The organism is Massilia sp. (assembly GCF_046293535.1).
Classification (GTDB): Bacteria; Pseudomonadota; Gammaproteobacteria; order Burkholderiales; family Burkholderiaceae_D; genus Telluria.
This window is the reverse complement of sequence record NZ_JBKBOV010000038.1, coordinates 15,997-32,031: the sequence shown is the minus strand read 5'-3', so window position 1 is coordinate 32,031 and position 16,035 is coordinate 15,997. Positions and strand designations below refer to the sequence as shown.

The window sequence follows — 16,035 nt, the reverse complement described above, 5'->3', positions numbered from 1 at the left end:
CTAGCAGCTCGACGTGAACATGATGGCCCGCGGCACGCCGGGACCGCTTGGAAACGGGCAAAAAAAATCCCCGGACAAGCCGGGGACTGGAGCGCGTCGCCGCGGCCCTACTTTGCCAGCTCGACCAGCACCGCCGTGTACATCTGCAGGTTGAGCAGCAGCTGCTTCTCGGTGATGAATTCGTGCTCGGAGTGGCCGGTGTAGACCTTGCCCGGCATCGCCGGGCCGAAGCTCACCGCGCCCGGGAACAGGCGCGAATTGGTGCCGCCGCCGATCGCCACCGGCTGCGGGTCCTTCATGCCGGTGAAGTACGAGAACACGCTCATCAGGGTCGGCAGGTGCGGCGCGTTCTTCTGCACCCACGGCTCGCCGATGCGGACCCTGACGTTGGCCAGCGGCAGCCGGCGCCCCTGCCACTGCGCCAGCGCGGCATGGACCTCGCCCGTCAGCTGCTCGCTGCTCTTGCCCTGCGGGCGGCGCAGGTTGATCTGCACTTCGATGCCGTCGTCGTTCTGCTTGATCACGGTCGGCGCGAAGCTCATCGGCCCCATGAAGCTGTCGCGGTAGGCGATCGCACCGAACTTCTCGCCATAGATGCCGGTGCCGACCATCTCGTTCAGGTAGTTCACCGCGGCGCCGGCGACCGTGTCGGCCCAGGGGCGCACGGCCAGCGCATCGGCCAGCATGCTGACCGCGTTGACGCCGTTTTCCGGCTTGGACGAGTGGGCCGACACGCCCTTGGCCTTGACGCTCAAGCTGCTGCCTTCCCAGCTGAAGGCGTACTGCATGCCCTCCTGCCTGGCGCCGCGCGCACGGATGGCCTGCTCGATCTCCGGCGTCGCGTTGGCGATCACGGCGCTGGCATCCTCGGGGATCTGGGTAATGAAAAAGCCGCCGCCAAATTGCGCCACGTAGGCTTCGCCCTGCGGCGGCGCGGCCGCGCCCGCCTTCGGGATCGTCACCGCGACCAGGCCCGAGCCTTTTTCCGCCGTTACCGCCGGGTATTCGGCGTCGAGCGTGATGTTGACCTGCGGCGGCTGGTGGGTCTTGAGGAATTCCACCAGCGGCTGCCAGTCGGACTCCTCGCCCATGTACACATAGAGTTCGATGCGCTTGGACAGCGGCAGGCCCTTGTCCTTGATCGCCTTCATCGCGTACAGCGCGGTGGCGATCGGGCCCTTGTCATCCTCGGCGCCGCGCGCCAGCAGCTTGCCCGGCTCGCTGGTACGGTCCAGCACGAAGGGCGACTTCTTCCACTTGCTCGGGTCCACGGGCTGCACGTCGCCATGCGTGATCACGCCGACGCGTTCGCTCGCTTGTCCCAGGCCGACGATCACGGTCCAGCCATGGTCGGCGTAGTCCAGGCCCAGGCGCTGGGCTTCGGCCTTCAGCGCTTCCTTGAAGGCGATGTGAACCGGGTTCTTGTCGGACGGGACGTTCTTGTCGGCCACCGTGTTGTAGCTCACCAGCTTGGCCAGCGTGTCGATTACGTCCTTGCGATAGGTGCTCGCCGCGTACTTGGCGGTCTTGACGGCGACCTCGCTCGGGGCCTTGTTGGCCGCCGGGGCCGCTGCCACGGGCAGCGCGAAGGAAGCCAGCAGCAGGCTGGCCAGCAGTGTTTTTCGAATCATGGGTGGCCGTCTCCAGTGCACAATCGTTGATTGCAAATGTGCAAGAAGTCTAGCACAGGCGTGTGCGCCGGCGTGATGGCTTGGGGTATCCTCAGGGCCGACGCATCACAGGAGCGACCCACCATGACTGCCCGCAGTGTCCACCGTCTCCATCCCGCGGCACGCGACGATATCGGCGACCTCATCACGCAACGTCCGCTGCCCGGCCGCCTCGTGGAGCAGATCGATCCCTTCCTGTTCCTCAACCACCACGGCCCGCAGACCTACCCGCCGCACAACCGCGGCCTGCCCTTCGGCCCGCACCCGCACCGCGGCTTCGAGACCGTCACCTTCATCCTCGAAGGCATGCTGGCCCACCGCGACAATGCCGGCCACGAAAGCGTGATCCACGCCGGCGGCGTGCAGTGGATGACGGCCGGGCGCGGCATCGTGCATGCCGAGGTGTCGCCGCGCGAATTCCTCGAACGGGGCGGCCCGATCGAGATCCTGCAACTATGGGTCAACCTGCCCTCGCGCCTGAAGATGAGCGAACCGGCCTATACGGGATTGCAGCGCGCCGACATCCCTGCCCTCCCGGTCGACGGGGGCAAGGTGACGCTGAATCTGATTGCCGGGGAATGGGAAGGCAGGACCGGCCCGATCCGCTCGCTCACGGGCGTGTTCATGAGCACGCTGGAGATGCGTGCAGGGGGCGGCATCCGCTTCGGCGCACTGGAAGGGCGCAACGTGTTCCTCTACGTCGCGCGCGGGGTGGTCCAGGTGGGCCAGCACGCCGACATGATCAGCCCGATGCACCTGGTGGAGCTGGACGAGACCGGCGACACGGTCGAGCTCCGCGCCAGCCAGGACGCCCTGGTGGTGTTCGGCCATGCGGAGCCGATCGGCGAGCCGGTGGTCGCGCACGGCCCCTTCGTGATGACCACGCGCGAGGAGATCGCGCAGGCCATCAGCGATTACCAGGCCGGGCGTTTCGGCTCAGCGCTGGGCTAGCGCGACGTAGCGGCCCGCCAGGTTGCTGACGCGGACGGTGTCGACCACGCGGCGCTCGTTCGGACGGTCGAAGGACAGGCGCAGGTCCTTGCCCACCGCAACGAAGCGGTTCTTGCCGACGTGGACGAGCTCGGTGGCGCCGTCGCCGAAGTCGGCGTACAGCTTGCGCGCCTGGCCGTCCCGCGTGCCGGTCACGGTCAGGGTGCGGCCATCGTCGAGCTGGTAGTCGCCCTGCACTCCGTCGAACACGAAGGCCGACATCTGCGCCTGCTTCGGCTGGGCGCCGACCACGTCGACGCGCTCGGAGGCGGTGCCTTGCGGTGCCGCGCTGGCGGTCAGGGTGAAGAAGGTGGCGGCGGCGGCCAGCAGCAGTTTGGTGCGCATGATGTACTTCCTTTCAGGTCGAAAAATGAATGGGTTCGGACCTGTGCGGCAAGGGCTATTTCGGTTCGCGCCGCGCGGTCCACGTCGTTCAGTTTCGCCAGCGTCTGTCTCGGTTTGTCTGGCGATGAGGGAAGTGTAGCGACGCGCCGCGCAGGCTCAAGCCGGAAGCGCTGGAACGCCGAAAACGCGTGACGAAATGCGGAAAACCGATACCAGACGGGGCATGCATATCGCCCCCGCTTTTCGACGTCTGCACGCCGTGCAGATGTCCCGGAACGCCTGGATTGACGGGCGAAGCGCGGCATCTCCATGCATATGCCGGAGCGTGCGTCGGCATGTCGCGCAATGCCTTAAAGTAGGGTTCCGGCCGCTTTTCAATCCCATTCACCGAGACAAGCATGCAAGCTACCGCCCTCGTCGCCACCACGCGCGGCTATCCCGATTCCGGCTATATCGTCGAGAACGTCCACGCCGGTTCGATCGCGGTCGTCGACGTGCAGGGACGCCTGCTCTACGCGAGCGGCGATCCGCACTACCCCACCTTCACGCGCTCGGCGCTCAAGCCCTTCCAGGCCCTGCCCTTCATCCTGTCGGACGGTCCCGCGCGCTTTGGATTGACGCGCGACGAACTGGCCCTGCTGTGCGCCAGCCACTCGGGCGAGGACATGCACCTGCGCGGCGTGGAATCCATCCTCGACAAGATCGGCCTCGCCCCCGGCCACCTGGAATGCGGCTGCGCCACGCCGCTGTTCTACGAGTTCACCGGCCAGCCCGTGCCCCAGGAGCGCAGCTGGACGCCGCTGCACCACAACTGCTCGGGCAAGCACAGCGGCTTCCTGGCCTGGTGCCGCCTGCACGGCGCCCCCACCCGCGGCTATGTCGAGCGCAGCCATCCGCTGCAGCAGGCGATCCGGGACACGCTGGCCGAGGTGGTGGGAATGCCGGCCGACTGGATGCCGGTCGGACTGGACGGCTGCTCGGCGCCGAACTACGCGATGCCGCTGTCGCGCCTGGCGCACCTGTATGCACGTCTCGCGCAAGGCCCTGCCGATCCGCAGCTGGGCGGCGCCATGGGCATGCTGTTCGACGCGATGACGGCGCGGCCGGACATGGTCTCGGGCACGGCGCGCACCGACCTGGCCTGGATGACGGCGGGCGGCGGCGACTGGGTGGCGAAGATCGGCGCCGATGCGGTGCAGGCGATCGGCATCCGCTCGGCCGGCCTGGGCATCGCGATCAAGATCGCGGACGGCAACAGCCGCGCCCTGCACCCGGCGGTGTACGGCGTGCTCGACCAGCTCGGCCTGCTCGACGACGAACGGTGCGCCCAGCTGGAAGGGTTCCGCCAGCCGCCCATCCGCAATGCGCGCGGCACGGTGGCGGGCGACATCCGCACCCTGTTCACGCTGACGCCGCAGGCCGCGTCCGATTCCTGAGTCCGCTTTCCGGTTCCCATCCGAAACGTACACCCGGCAGGCGAGCCCCCATCGTAGGATGTTCCGGAACCGAATCCGGAGGCGACATGAACTTGTTGGGAACCATCACGCGCGGCGTGGCGCTGCGCGCCTGCCTTGCCGGCCTGCTCCTGCTTCTCGCCGCGCTGCTGGGCGGCTGTGCCACGGCGCTCTCCCCTGCGGAAGGCGCCGCGGTGGCCGGCAGGACCTACGTGGTCACCGGCGCTTCCAGCGGCTTCGGGCGCGGCGTGGCCGAACGCCTGGGCGCCCTGCGCGCCAACGTGGTGCTGGCAGCGCGCCGCACCGAACTGCTGAACGAGGTGGCGGCGCGCGTCAACGCCGCTGGCGGCTCCGCCCTGGTGGTGCCCACCGACGTGGCGCGCGTCGAGGACATGCAGCGCCTGGCGGAGCAAACGGTAGCGCGCTTCGGGCGGATCGACGTCTGGATCAACAACGCCGCGGTCGGCGCCATCGGCCCTTTCGAGGCCATTCCCCTGGAAGACCATGCGCGCATCGTCGACGTCAACGTCAAGGGCGTGATCCACGGCAGCCACATCGCGCTGCGCCAGTTCAAGGCGCAAGGCGCCGGCACCCTGGTCAACATGGGCTCGGTGGAAAGCGAGGTGCCGCTGGCCTACCACGCTTCGTATGCCGCGACCAAGGCCGCCGTGCTCGGCCTGGGGCGGGCCCTGAACGAGGAATTGCGGCTGGCGGGCGTAGGCGAGCGCATCCGGGTCACGACGGTGATGCCCTGGGCCGCCGATACGCCTTTCTTCGCGAACGCCGCCAACTATTCCGGGCACCGCCCGCGCATGCTGGCGATGGACGATCCGGCCAAGGTGGTGGACGTCATCGTGCGGGCTTCGCTTTATCCCAGCGAGGAAGTGCCGGCCGGTTGGAAGGCGCGCGGCGCCGTGTGGTCGCACAAGATCGCACCCGACCTGACCGAGCGCATCTCGGCCAACATCGCGCATGCCGAACAGTTCGAGAAGTCGCCGCCGGCGCCGCCGACCAGCGGCGCCGTGCACCGGCCAAATCCGGCCGCGACCGGCATCGACGGCGGGGTGCGCGCCCGCATGCGGCAGGAGGATGCGGCCCGCAAGGAGGGCCGCTCCCTCCCCTGAGCCGCACTCAGGCTGCCAGGCGGCGCAGCATGGCGGCGATGGCCGTCACCACCGTGGCGTCGTCCCAGTAGCTGTTGTGCGCGAGCGGGTTCCAGCTGCGCAGCAGCAGGCTGGCGACGCCGCCGCTGGCGTTGACGACACGGTCTTCCACCAGTTCGCGGTAGCCGCCCGGCAGCGGCTGCAGCGGCCAGCCCAGCACGTCGTCCGGATCGTAGAAGTTGATCCACTTGAACAGCGAGGTCGGGCGCTCGATCGGGATGATGTGCATGATCTTGTGCGCGGCGATGAAGACCGGGATGTTGCAGCCGGTGGTGACCAGGGCCGCGCAGGTGCCCGCCCCCAGGAAGGTCTTCTCGCTCGCGGTGAGCGCGCGCCCGATGCTGGCGGCCGCCCAGGCATCGATGTTGCGCCAGATGCCGGCGCCGACGGGCTGGCCCCTGGCCGCCTTCTGGGCGTCGTAGATATAGCTCGACAGGACCTGGCAGCCGAGCGACTGCGCCACGAACACCACCGGCATGCCGGGGCGCAGCGCGTGCGCCGACAGCAGCGTGCGTGCGATCTCGCCCTGCGCCAGTTCGTAGACCGAACCGGGAATCTCCTTGCGGTTCTCGAGCCCGGCCGCGTCGCCGAAGCCGAACAGCACGAACTTGCGCAGGTCCGGGTAGCGCACCGTGGCGCCTTCCCGGGTCAGCTCCCAGATGGCGTTCTGGTTGTCCTGCAGGATCTTCTGGTAGTACACGGAGCGCATCACCACCTGCCCGGCCAGGCTGCCCAACTGCCCGCGCAGCCGGTCCATCAGAGCGTCGGCATAGGTGGGCGGGGTTTCCCCCATCCCGTGCACCGTGATCAGCGCCACGTCGGCCATGGCATCCTCCCCGTCCCGGGCCGCGCGTTTTTATGTTTCCTGCGGCCGTCTATTGATGGGGATAGCGTACCAGTTTTCGGCGCAACGCATGCGTTCGCGCGGCCGCGCCGGCGTGCGCTACCATGGCGCTTTCAGCGACCGCCCATCACCATGCCAGAGCCGCTCTTTCCCCGCTTCCGCGACACCATCCGCACGCTCGACCTGGCGCAGGTGACCGCGCCCGCGCGGATCCCCGACGCCTTCCTGCTGGGCCGCGAAGGCCGCTACAGCGCCCACTACATTCCCTTCGAATCGATCCACCCGCAGGCGCGCATCGTGGTCGCCGGCATCACGCCCGGCTTTGCGCAGTGGAAGAACGCGATGCGCGAGGCGCAGCGCCAGCTAGCGGCAGGCAGCGACGATGCCGCGGTGCTGCGCGCGGCGCGGCTGGCAGGCGCCTTCAGCGGCGCGATCCGCCCCAACTTCGTGGCCCTGCTCGATGCGATCGGCGTGCAGCGCTGGCTAGGCATCGCCAGCTGCGCCACCCTGTTCGGCGAAGATGCCGGACTGGTGCAGGTAAGCGCGATCCTGCGCCACCCGATTTTTGTGGACGGCAAGAACTACAGCGGCTCGCCCTCGCCGCTGCGCCAGGCCTTCCTGCGCGAACAGGTACTGCGCTGGTTCGCGCAGGAGGCGCGCCAGTTGCCGGACGCGCTGTACATCCCGATGGGCGCCAGTGTCGGCGAGACGCTGGACTGGCTGGTCGGCGAAGGCGTGATCCCCGCCGGACGCGTGCTGCACGGGCTGCCGCATCCGTCGGGGGCGAATGCCGAGCGGGTCGCCTACTTCCTGGGCCGCAAGGAGCGGGCGGCGCTGTCGAACAAGACCAATGGCGCGCAGATCGATGCGGCGAGAGAAGGACTGCTGGCGCAGATGGAAGCGCTGATCGCTGCCGGCGGTTCGTAGGGTGGGCAAGTTTCTTGCCCACGCGGTGAGCGCCATCGACTCCGCTTTCGTGCACGATGATCTTGCCTCTGACTATCACCGCGTGGGCGGAGAATCCGCCCACCCTACGCGATAGATAATTCGAACTCCGTGACCCCGTCCACCCCGCCGCGCACCCGGTCGCCCGGCTTCAATGCCGCGACGCCCGCCGGCGTACCGGTATAGATCAGGTCCCCGGGCGCCAGCGTGACCAGGCGCGACAGGTGGCCGATCACGTCCGCGATCGGCCAGATCATCTCGTCCAGCTTCCCTTCCTGGCGCAACGCGCCGTTGACTTCCAGCCAGATGCGCGCATCGCGCGGATGGCCGATCCGGGCCGCGGGAACGAGGGGGCTGCACGGCGCCGAGGCGTCGAAGCCCTTCGCCATGTCCCAGGGGCGGCCCGCGTCCTTGGCGAGGGCCTGCAGGTCGCGCCGCGTCAGGTCCAGGCCCACGCCGTATCCCCACACGAGCGACATGGCGTCAACCGGGTCGACGTCGGCGCCGCCCGCGCCCAGCGCCACCACCAGCTCGACCTCGTGGTGCAGGTCCCGGGTGGCGGGCGGGTACGGCACGGCGCCGCTGGCGGGCACCACGGCGTCGGCCGGCTTGGTGAAGAAGAAGGGTGGCTCGCGGTTCGGGTCGCTCCCCATCTCGCGCGCATGGGCGCCGTAGTTGCGGCCGACGCAGAACACGCGGCGGATCGGGAAGCGTTGCGCGCTGTCCGCCACGGCCAGCGAGGGCTGCACGGGGGCATTGATGACATAACTGGACATGCTGGTCCTTTCAGGGATGGATGCCCATGATAAGGCCTCGCAGTTGCGGCTGCAGGAGCGCGTCAGGCCGCGGCCGCCGGCGCCGCGGCGCGCGCCGCGCTGGCGTTGACCGATTCGAGGATGCGCACCAGCGCCGTCATGTCCACCGGCTTGACCAGGTGGTTCGCGAAGCCGGCCTCGATGGCGCGCTCGCGGTCGCGCGCCTGGCCGTAGCCGGTGATCGCCACCAGCACGGTGTCGCGCGTTTCCGGCATCGCGCGCAGTTGCTGCGCCAGGTGGTAGCCGTCGATGTCGGGCAGGCCGATGTCGACCAGCATCACATCCGGACGCTCGGCGCGCGCGCGGCGCAGGGCCGAGCGCGCGTCGTATTCGACCGCCGTATGGTAGCCCTGCACGCTCAGGAGTTGCGACAGGCTGTCGGCCGCATCGGCGTTGTCGTCCACCAGGACCAGGCGCAGCGGCCGCTCCAGCCGCGCCCCTTCTTCCTGCAGCGGCCCCGGGGCGGCGACGGCGTCGAGCGCCGCCTCCGTACAGGGCAGCGCGAGCGTGAAGCGGCTGCCCAGGCCGACGCCGTCGCTGTGCGCGCCGACCTCGCCCCCGTGCAGTTCGACCAGGCGCTTGACCAGGGTCAGGCCCAGCCCGAGGCCGCCCTGCGAGCGCGCCAGCGTGCGCGCGCCCTGCGTGAACAGGTCGAACACATTGGGCAGCAGTTCGGGCGGCATGCCGGAACCGTTGTCGCTGACGCTCAGGCACATGCGCCCTTCCCTGCTCTCGAGCGCCAGCGCGATGCGTCCGCCCTTCTGGGTGTACTTGGCCGCGTTGTTGAGGATGTTGGTGACGCTCTGCACCAGGCGGGTCTGGTCGCCGCGCACGTACACGGGCGCCGGCGGCAGGGCCAGCTCCACTTGGTGGCTCTTCTCGTCGAGCAGCGGGCGGGCCTGGTCGAGCGCGCCCGAGACGATGTCGCGGAAGTCGACCACGCCCAGCTTGAGCTTGACCAGGCCGCGGGTGACGCGCGAAACGTCCAGCAGGTCGTCGATCAGGCGGCTCATGTGGCGCACCTGGCGGCTGATGATGGTGCTGGTCTGGCGGATGCGCGGCTCGTCCTTGAACTGCATCGACAGCAGGCTGGCCGAACTGCTGATCGGCGCCAGCGGATTGCGCAGCTCGTGCGCCAGCATCGCCAGGAACTCGTCCTTGGTATGGCTCAGGCGCTCGGCCTGCACGCGCGCCGCGCGCTCGCTCTGCAGCAGCGCATCGCGCTCCTGCGCCGACTTCTGCGCCACCTCGTACAGGCGCGCGTTGTCCATCGCGATGGCGGCCTGGCCCGCCACGCCGGCGACGATGCGTTCGGTGCGCTCGGTGAACATGCCCGGTTCCGGGTGGCCGAAGAACAGGCCGCCCAGCACCTGGCCGGCGCGCGAGACCACCGGCACCGCCAGGTAACTGCGTACCGCCAGGTGGCCGGGCGGCATGCCGCTGCCCGGGCCCAGCTGCGCGTAGCGCGGATCGCAGGTGATGTCGTCGCTGCGAATCGCGCCCTCGCCCTTGAAGGTGGGACGGAAGATCTCGGTGGTGCGCGGCTTGCCGAGGCGCTCCATGTCCTCGCGCAGGGCGCCGGACAGGGTGTACAGCTGCAGCTTTTCCCCGTGCTCGTCCTCGCTGCTGTAGAAGAAGGCGCCGAAGCGCGCCCCGGCCAGCTCGGTGCCGGCGTCGGTGATCGCCTGCAGCAGCGTGCCCAGGTCGAGGGTCGAGGCCAGCGCCTGGCCGGTGCGGTTGACCATCTCGAGCACGCGCTTCTCGTCGCGCAGCGATTCCTCGACGCGGGCGCGCCGCACCACCTCGCGCGTATGGCGCGCCACGTCCTCGGCCAGCGCGGTTTCCTGGTCGCTCCAGTGGCGCGGGCGCTGCTCGTGCAGGTAGAAGATGGCGGCCAGGCGCCCCTCTTCGATCAGCGGCACGATCACCATCGAGCGCGCGCCGATGCTGGCATAGCCGGCCGCGTACGGCGCCGCATGCGGGTCGAGCGCGATGTCGTCCAGGCGCAGGGTGCGCCCGCGGCGCAGCTGGTCGATGATGGCCGGACCGAAGCTGTCGAGCTCGCGCGACTCGCCCGCCAGGCTGGGGATGCTGCCGTCGGTCCAGTCGCGGTCCACGCTGACCAGGCGGCCGGAAGTGTCGATCTCGCCATAGCCGACCCGCGCCACGCCGAGGTATTCGCCGGTCAGCCGGCTGGCGGCCTGCATCACGTGCACCGCCTCGACCAGGCCGCGCAGCGTGTCGCTCAGCTTCAGGTGGAAGGCATGGCGCTGCTCGGCAAGCACGCGCGAGGTGCAGTCGGACAGCACGAAATACACGCCGATGATCTCGCCGCAGTGGCGTACCGGCGTGATCGAGGACGAAAAGTAGCGCCGCTCCAGCTTGCCGTTGCGGTGGAACTCCAGCAGCAGATTCTCGAACTGCGCCGGTTGGCCCGACAGGGCTTCCATGACGTAGGGCTGCAGGCGCGGCCAGAGCTCCGGACGCACCAGCGGCAAAGGCTGGCCCATGGCGCCGGGATGACTGTCGCCCAGCACGCCGGCGTAGGCGTCGTTATAGAACAGCCTCAGCTCCGGTCCCCAGGCGATCGCCATCGGAAACTGCGATGCGACGATCAGGTCGGCGATGGCTTGCATGCCTTCCGGCCAATTGTCGGGTTTCACAGAGGGGAAAATGGGCCGAGGACGCTCGATCGCCTTGCCAGGCAGCGCCTCGCTGCCCTCCGGCAGAAGGGAGTGTCTGCTTTCGTTACTCATCAGGATAGCCCCGGTTCGATTCCGCGCGGCGTCCGGTCGCAGGCGTGGGAGACCTGTTGCCGTGTTTATTGTATCGCCGCCAACTTTTTGTAAGCGGACGATTATAACGAGCTATCCAGATGAGCCGCGCGCGATAGGCTCGGCTAGGCAAAACGCGATTGGTACTCGCTGGGCAGCACCCCGAGTTGCGTGGAAAAGGCCCGGCGCAGGTTGTATTCCGTGCCATAACCGCTGTCGCGCGCCGCCCGCTTGATCGTCATGCCTGGCCGCTCCAGCAGCTGGCAGGCGGCGTCCAGGCGCAGGCGCGCGAGCAGCTGGGCCGGCGTGATGCCGGCTTCCTGGCGCAGCCGGCGGTGCAGGGTCCGGACCGACAGCGCGCAGGCCTCGGCCATGGCCCCGACTTCGATGTCATGCTGCAGGCGCGGACGCAGCCAGGCGGTCAGCACGGCGCAGGTGCCCTGCTCCTGGCCAGGTGGCGGCATGCCGGAGCTGAACTGGCGCTGGCCTCCCGGGCGTTTCAGGAACATCACCACCCGCCGCGCCACCGCCAGCGCGGCGGCACGGCCCAGGTCTTCCTCGATCAGGTCGAGCGCCAGGTCCATGCCGGCGCTGATGCCGGCCGAGGTGTGGAACTTGCCGTCCCTGACGGTGAAGGCGTCGTCCTGGACCTGCACATCCGGATGCTGGATCCGCAGGTCGGGCATTTCCTGCCAATGGGTGGCGGCGCGCCGGCCTGCCAGCAGGCCCGCGCGGGCCAGCACGAAGGCGCCGGTGCAGACGCCGCAGGTACGCGCCGTCGCGCGGTCGGCCCGCCTGACCCAGTCAAGCAGGGCGCTGCCCTCGGCCGGCAGGTCGGCGAGCTTTCCGCCGGAGACGACGAGGGTGCCGCCGGCCGGCAGCGCGGACGGCAGCGGCTCGGCGAGGACCGCGATGCCGGACGACGACGCCACCTGCCCGCCGCCGTCGGCGACCAGGTGCAGCCGGTAGGGCGGCGCACGTCCGGCATCCCGGGCTTCGTCGTTGGCGGTGGAAAAGACCTGGATCGGACCGGTCGCGTCCAGCAGCATGAAGTTCGGGAATACCAGCAACCAGATGTCGATGCCGGAAGCGCCGGCGGAGATACCGGTATGCGTGTCGGGTGGAATGCTCATCGTGGCAGATATTCCGCGATGATTGGCATGAATGTCAACATCGCGGCCCTTACAATGCGGGCCGTTTCCATTCACGCAGGAGAAAACCAGCATGCGCATGTCCATTCCCTTCGTTCTCATGGCAGGCCTGTGCGCCGGCACCGTCCGGGCCGATGCGATCGACGATGCGATCGAGCGCATGATGCGGAGCCGCCAGGTCCCAGGCCTGGCGCTCGTGGTGGTCAAGGACGGGAAGATCGTCCGCGAACAGGGCTACGGCATGGCCAACGTGGAGCTCAGGGTGCCGGTCACGCCCGACACCGTGTTTCAGGTCGCCTCGACGGGCAAGACCTTCACCGCCGCCCTGATCCTGCTACTGGAGAAGGACGGCAAGCTGAAACTCGACGACCCGATCTCGCGCTACCTGGACAATACCCCGACAGCATGGGAAGGCATCACGATCCGCCACCTGCTCACGCACACGTCGGGCCTGGGCGACCCGTACACGAAGATCGACCTGCGCAAGGACTACACGGACGAGGAACTGGTCGCGCTGGAAGCATCGATGCCGCTGCTGTCCGCTCCCGGCGAGCGCTTCGTCTACAGCAATGCAGGCTACCACCTGCTCGGCTTCATCGCCAAGCGGGCCGGCGGCACGTTCTTCGGCGAGCAGCTGAAGGAGCGCATCTTCGCGCCGCTCGGCATGAAGACGGCCGGGGTGATCAGCGAAGCGGACATCGTGCCGGGACGGGCCGCCGGCTACGAGCGCATCGACGGCAAGCTGCAGAACCAGCGCTGGGTCGCGCCCAGCCTGAACCGGACCGCGGACGGCACCATCGCGCTGAGCGCGCGCGACCTGGCGCGCTGGAGCATGGCGCTCGACGGCGACGCCATCCTCGACGCCCGCGCCAAAGAGGCCAGCTGGACGCCCGCGCGCCTGAACGACGGCAGCAGCGGCCCTTATGGCCTGGGCTGGTACGTGGGCAGCCACAACGGCCATCGCGTGGTCCAGCATGGCGGCGCCTGGCAAGGTTTCAAGGCCGCCTTCCAACGTTATCCGGACGAGCGCTTGAGCGTCATCGTGCTGGCCAATTCGGCCGCCGCACGCCAGGGCAAGATCGCCGACCTGGTCGCCGCCCACTACGTGCCGGCACTGGCGACGCCCCGGCTGCCTGCCATCGCCGACCTCGACCCGGCCGGCACCGCCCGCGCACGCAAGGCGATGGAGGAGCTGCTCGCCGGCCGCATCCCCGACGGCCTGTCGGCCAGCGAACGCGGCCGCTACAACCAACGCTGGGTCACCCAGATCGCCGCCGAGTTCCGCGATTACGGTCCGCTGCGTACGGTGGAGGTGCTGGCACGCAGCAGTGAAGCGAATGGCAAGCAGGCGCGCTACCGCTTCCTGTTCGAGAACGAGAACGCCCTGGTGGCGCTGCACCAGGACCGCAACGGGCTGATCGAACGCCTGGGCATCTCGCTGGAGTGATGGTCCATCAAGCCTGGCGGGCGCCCGAATCGACAGAGAAGCGGAAGCGCGATTCGGTCTGGTACACCTCGTCCGGACGCAGGATCACGTTGGGGAAATGCGGCTGGTTGGGCGAATCCGGGAAGTGCTGCGGCTCCAGGCAGAAGCCGCTGCGGTGGGCATAGGCCTGCCCCTTGCCGGTGAGCGAGCCGTCCAGGAAGTTCCCGCTGTAGAACTGCACGCCCGGCTCCTCGGTGAACAGCTCCAGCACCCGGCCGGAGTCCGGCTCGAGCACGCGGGCGGCGCGCGTCATCGACTTGCCATGCGGTTTGTTCAGCGCGAAGCAGTGGTCATAGCCCTGGCCGTTGCGCAGCTGGACGTCATCGTCGACGATGCGCGAACCGATGGCGCGCGGGCTGCGGAAATCGAAAGGCGTGCCCTCCACCGGCGCCAGTGCCCCGGTCGGGATCGATTCCTCGTCGATGGCGACGAACGCATCGGCATCGATGCTCAGGACGTGATCCAGGATGTCGCCGCCGCCGGCGAGGTTGAAATAGCTGTGCTGGGTCAGGTTGACGGGCGTCGGGGCATCGGTCACGGCATGGAAGCGCACGACGAGTTCGTCCGTATCGAGGAGTTCGTAGACCACGGTGACCTCCAGCGTGCCCGGGTAGCCCTGCTCTCCATCGCGGCTGGTATAGGCCAGGCGCAGTCTGTCGCCTTCCACCGTGGCCTGCCACTTAACCCTGTCGAAGCCGGGAACGCCCCCGTGCAGGTGGTTATTGCCGTTGTTCGCGGGCAGCGCATACTCCCTGCCGTCGAGCGTGAAACGGCCCTTCGCGATGCGGTTGCCGTAGCGCCCGATCAGGGCCCCGAAATACGGGCTGTCGGATACATAGGGTGCGAGCGTGTCGAAACCCAGCACGACGTCGGCCAGCCGGCCGTCGCGGTCGGGCGCGTGCAGCTCGGTGATGATGCCGCCGAAGTCGATGATCCGGGCCACCATGCCGCCGGCATTGGTGAGCGTGAACTGGGTGATGGCTTCGCCGTTCGGCAGGGTGCCGAAGGGCGCTTGCGTGATACCGGTGCGCACGTTGTTCTTGTCCTTGGGTGGGTCGATGCGCCGATCCTAACATGGTGTGCCGGCATGTCCGCGCAACGTAGCCCGCCCCTCTGAATCGACGGTTTCGTTACGCATTTACAACACCGCTTTAAGTAGAAACACTTAGTTTGCGCTGGGTCGTGCGGCTTTTTGGCCACGCGCACATGCTTCTCAAAAACCGAATAAGCAAAGAGCTAATGAATCGTGGCATCATTTCGACTGCACTGGTAATGTAAGCTTTTTGCAACTGTACGTTTCTGTCTATATTTTTTAAATCGACAACCACAACGGCGTTCGGAAACACCATTCATCCACACTGGAGAAATCAATGAAAAAGAAGAGTCTGGCCATCGCCATGCTGTCCCTCCTGCCGCTGGCAGCCGCCCAGGCGCAAACGAGCGTCCAGATCTACGGCATCGCCGACGCCTCGGTCGGCATCGAAGACACCGACGCACCGGGTGAAGACAGCCGCACCGTGATCAGCTCGGGCACCCAGTCCACCAGCCGCATCGGCTTCCGTGGCACTGAAGACCTGGGCAATGGCTTGAAGGCGCTCTTCAACATCGAAGCCGGCGTCGCCCTCGACAACGGCGCCCAGGATGCCGCCGGCACCTTCCAGCGCCGCGCCGTCGTCGGTCTGCAGGGTTCCTTCGGTACCGTCACCATCGGCCGCGAATACGGCCCGATCGCCGCGGTGGCCCAGTCGGCCGACCCGCTCGGCCACGGCTTCTACGGTTCGACCCTGACCGGCTTCGGCAACGGCCGCCTGACCCGCCGCCTGTCGAACTCGGTGAACTACAAGAGCAACGACCTGAGCGGCCTGACCTTCCTGGCCGCCTACAGCGCCGGCGAACGCCAGACCGACGACCCGTCGGGCAACCTGGTCGGCGCCGCGGTCGAATACAAGAACGGCCCGCTGTACCTGGGCGCGGGCTATCAGCAGACCGAGCGCCTGGCCACCGGCGACGACAAGGAATACGTGCTGGGCGCCGGCTACAACTTCGGCGCCTTCGACCTGCGCGCGGCCTACATGGAAGCGGACCCGACCGGCGCGAACAACGAGTTCAAGTTCCTCACCCTGGGCGGCGTGTTCACCTCGGGCCCGAACAAGTTCTACCTGTCGGGCCACCAGCAGAAGCTGGAAACTGGCGCCAAGGGCAACGGCTTCTCGGTCGCGTACAGCTACACCCTGTCCAAGCGCACCAACCTGTACAGCTCGTATGGCCGCGTGCGCAACAACGGCCGCGCAGCCTTCGGCCTGGCCTCCGCAGGCGGCAGCTTCGCACCGCCGGCCACCGCGCTCGGCGCCGATCCGTCGGTGTTCAACGTGGGCGTGCGTCACTCGTTCTAAACGAG

Annotated in this window: 13 protein-coding genes; 6 read left to right on the top strand and 7 right to left on the bottom strand. The window is 68.3% G+C overall.

What is annotated here, in order from left to right; all coding sequences use genetic code 11:
- Positions 1 to 107: 107 nt before the first annotated feature.
- Entirely contained in the window at positions 108 to 1,631 is a 1,524-nt protein-coding gene (locus ACK4S9_RS17925) for a dipeptidase (RefSeq protein WP_409728433.1), read from the bottom strand.
- Between the two features lie 123 nt (positions 1,632 to 1,754).
- On the opposite strand from ACK4S9_RS17925, the gene ACK4S9_RS17920 reads away from it, so the two are divergent.
- Complete coding sequence (locus tag ACK4S9_RS17920; RefSeq protein ID WP_409728430.1) at positions 1,755 to 2,621, top strand: pirin family protein; 867 nt, start codon at positions 1,755 to 1,757, stop codon at positions 2,619 to 2,621.
- Here the strand turns inward: ACK4S9_RS17920 and ACK4S9_RS17915 are convergent.
- Positions 2,607 to 3,005: a hypothetical protein gene (locus tag ACK4S9_RS17915; RefSeq protein WP_409728427.1), complete on the bottom strand. Its 399-nt coding sequence runs from the start codon at positions 3,003 to 3,005 to the stop codon at positions 2,607 to 2,609. The genes ACK4S9_RS17920 and ACK4S9_RS17915 overlap by 15 nt on opposite strands.
- A 398-nt stretch (positions 3,006 to 3,403) precedes the next feature.
- Here ACK4S9_RS17915 and ACK4S9_RS17910 point away from each other — a divergent pair, with 398 nt between their 5' ends.
- Positions 3,404 to 4,441 (top strand): asparaginase, encoded by a 1,038-nt coding sequence (locus tag ACK4S9_RS17910; protein WP_409728424.1) that lies wholly within the window; start codon positions 3,404 to 3,406, stop codon positions 4,439 to 4,441.
- A gap of 86 nt (positions 4,442 to 4,527) precedes the next feature.
- Complete coding sequence (locus ACK4S9_RS17905; protein WP_409728420.1) at positions 4,528 to 5,583, top strand: SDR family NAD(P)-dependent oxidoreductase; 1,056 nt, start codon at positions 4,528 to 4,530, stop codon at positions 5,581 to 5,583.
- 7 nt (positions 5,584 to 5,590) lie between these two features.
- Here ACK4S9_RS17905 and ACK4S9_RS17900 read toward each other — a convergent pair whose 3' ends face one another.
- The gene (locus ACK4S9_RS17900) at positions 5,591 to 6,448 is read right to left on the bottom strand and encodes a hypothetical protein (RefSeq protein WP_409728417.1); all 858 of its coding nucleotides are present in this window, start codon (positions 6,446 to 6,448) and stop codon (positions 5,591 to 5,593) included.
- A 150-nt stretch (positions 6,449 to 6,598) separates the two neighbouring features.
- Here ACK4S9_RS17900 and ACK4S9_RS17895 point away from each other — a divergent pair, with 150 nt between their 5' ends.
- Positions 6,599 to 7,393, top strand: coding sequence for a hypothetical protein (locus ACK4S9_RS17895; protein ID WP_409728414.1), 795 nt, complete (start codon positions 6,599 to 6,601; stop codon positions 7,391 to 7,393).
- Positions 7,394 to 7,497: 104 nt separating this feature from the next.
- Here the strand turns inward: ACK4S9_RS17895 and ACK4S9_RS17890 are convergent, their stop codons facing one another.
- The 3 genes from ACK4S9_RS17890 to ACK4S9_RS17880 all read right to left on the bottom strand — a co-directional run bounded on the left by ACK4S9_RS17890 (position 7,498) and on the right by ACK4S9_RS17880 (position 12,133).
- Entirely contained in the window at positions 7,498 to 8,187 is a 690-nt protein-coding gene (locus ACK4S9_RS17890) for a fumarylacetoacetate hydrolase family protein (protein WP_409728411.1), read from the bottom strand.
- Positions 8,188 to 8,249: 62 nt separating this feature from the next.
- Positions 8,250 to 10,862 (bottom strand): GAF domain-containing protein, encoded by a 2,613-nt coding sequence (locus tag ACK4S9_RS17885; RefSeq protein ID WP_409728408.1) that lies wholly within the window; start codon positions 10,860 to 10,862, stop codon positions 8,250 to 8,252.
- Positions 10,863 to 11,125: 263 nt separating this feature from the next.
- Positions 11,126 to 12,133, bottom strand: coding sequence for a GlxA family transcriptional regulator (locus ACK4S9_RS17880; protein ID WP_409728405.1), 1,008 nt, complete (start codon positions 12,131 to 12,133; stop codon positions 11,126 to 11,128).
- A 91-nt stretch (positions 12,134 to 12,224) separates the two neighbouring features.
- On the opposite strand from ACK4S9_RS17880, the gene ACK4S9_RS17875 reads away from it, so the two are divergent.
- Complete coding sequence (locus ACK4S9_RS17875) at positions 12,225 to 13,598, top strand: serine hydrolase domain-containing protein (RefSeq protein WP_409728402.1); 1,374 nt, start codon at positions 12,225 to 12,227, stop codon at positions 13,596 to 13,598.
- Positions 13,599 to 13,605: 7 nt separating this feature from the next.
- Here ACK4S9_RS17875 and ACK4S9_RS17870 read toward each other — a convergent pair whose 3' ends face one another.
- Positions 13,606 to 14,670: an aldose epimerase family protein gene (locus ACK4S9_RS17870; RefSeq protein ID WP_409728399.1), complete on the bottom strand. Its 1,065-nt coding sequence runs from the start codon at positions 14,668 to 14,670 to the stop codon at positions 13,606 to 13,608.
- Between the two features lie 337 nt (positions 14,671 to 15,007).
- Here ACK4S9_RS17870 and ACK4S9_RS17865 point away from each other — a divergent pair, with 337 nt between their 5' ends.
- On the top strand, positions 15,008 to 16,030 hold the full coding sequence (locus ACK4S9_RS17865; protein ID WP_409728397.1) for a porin: 1,023 nt from the start codon (positions 15,008 to 15,010) through the stop codon (positions 16,028 to 16,030).
- Positions 16,031 to 16,035 lie beyond the last annotated feature (5 nt).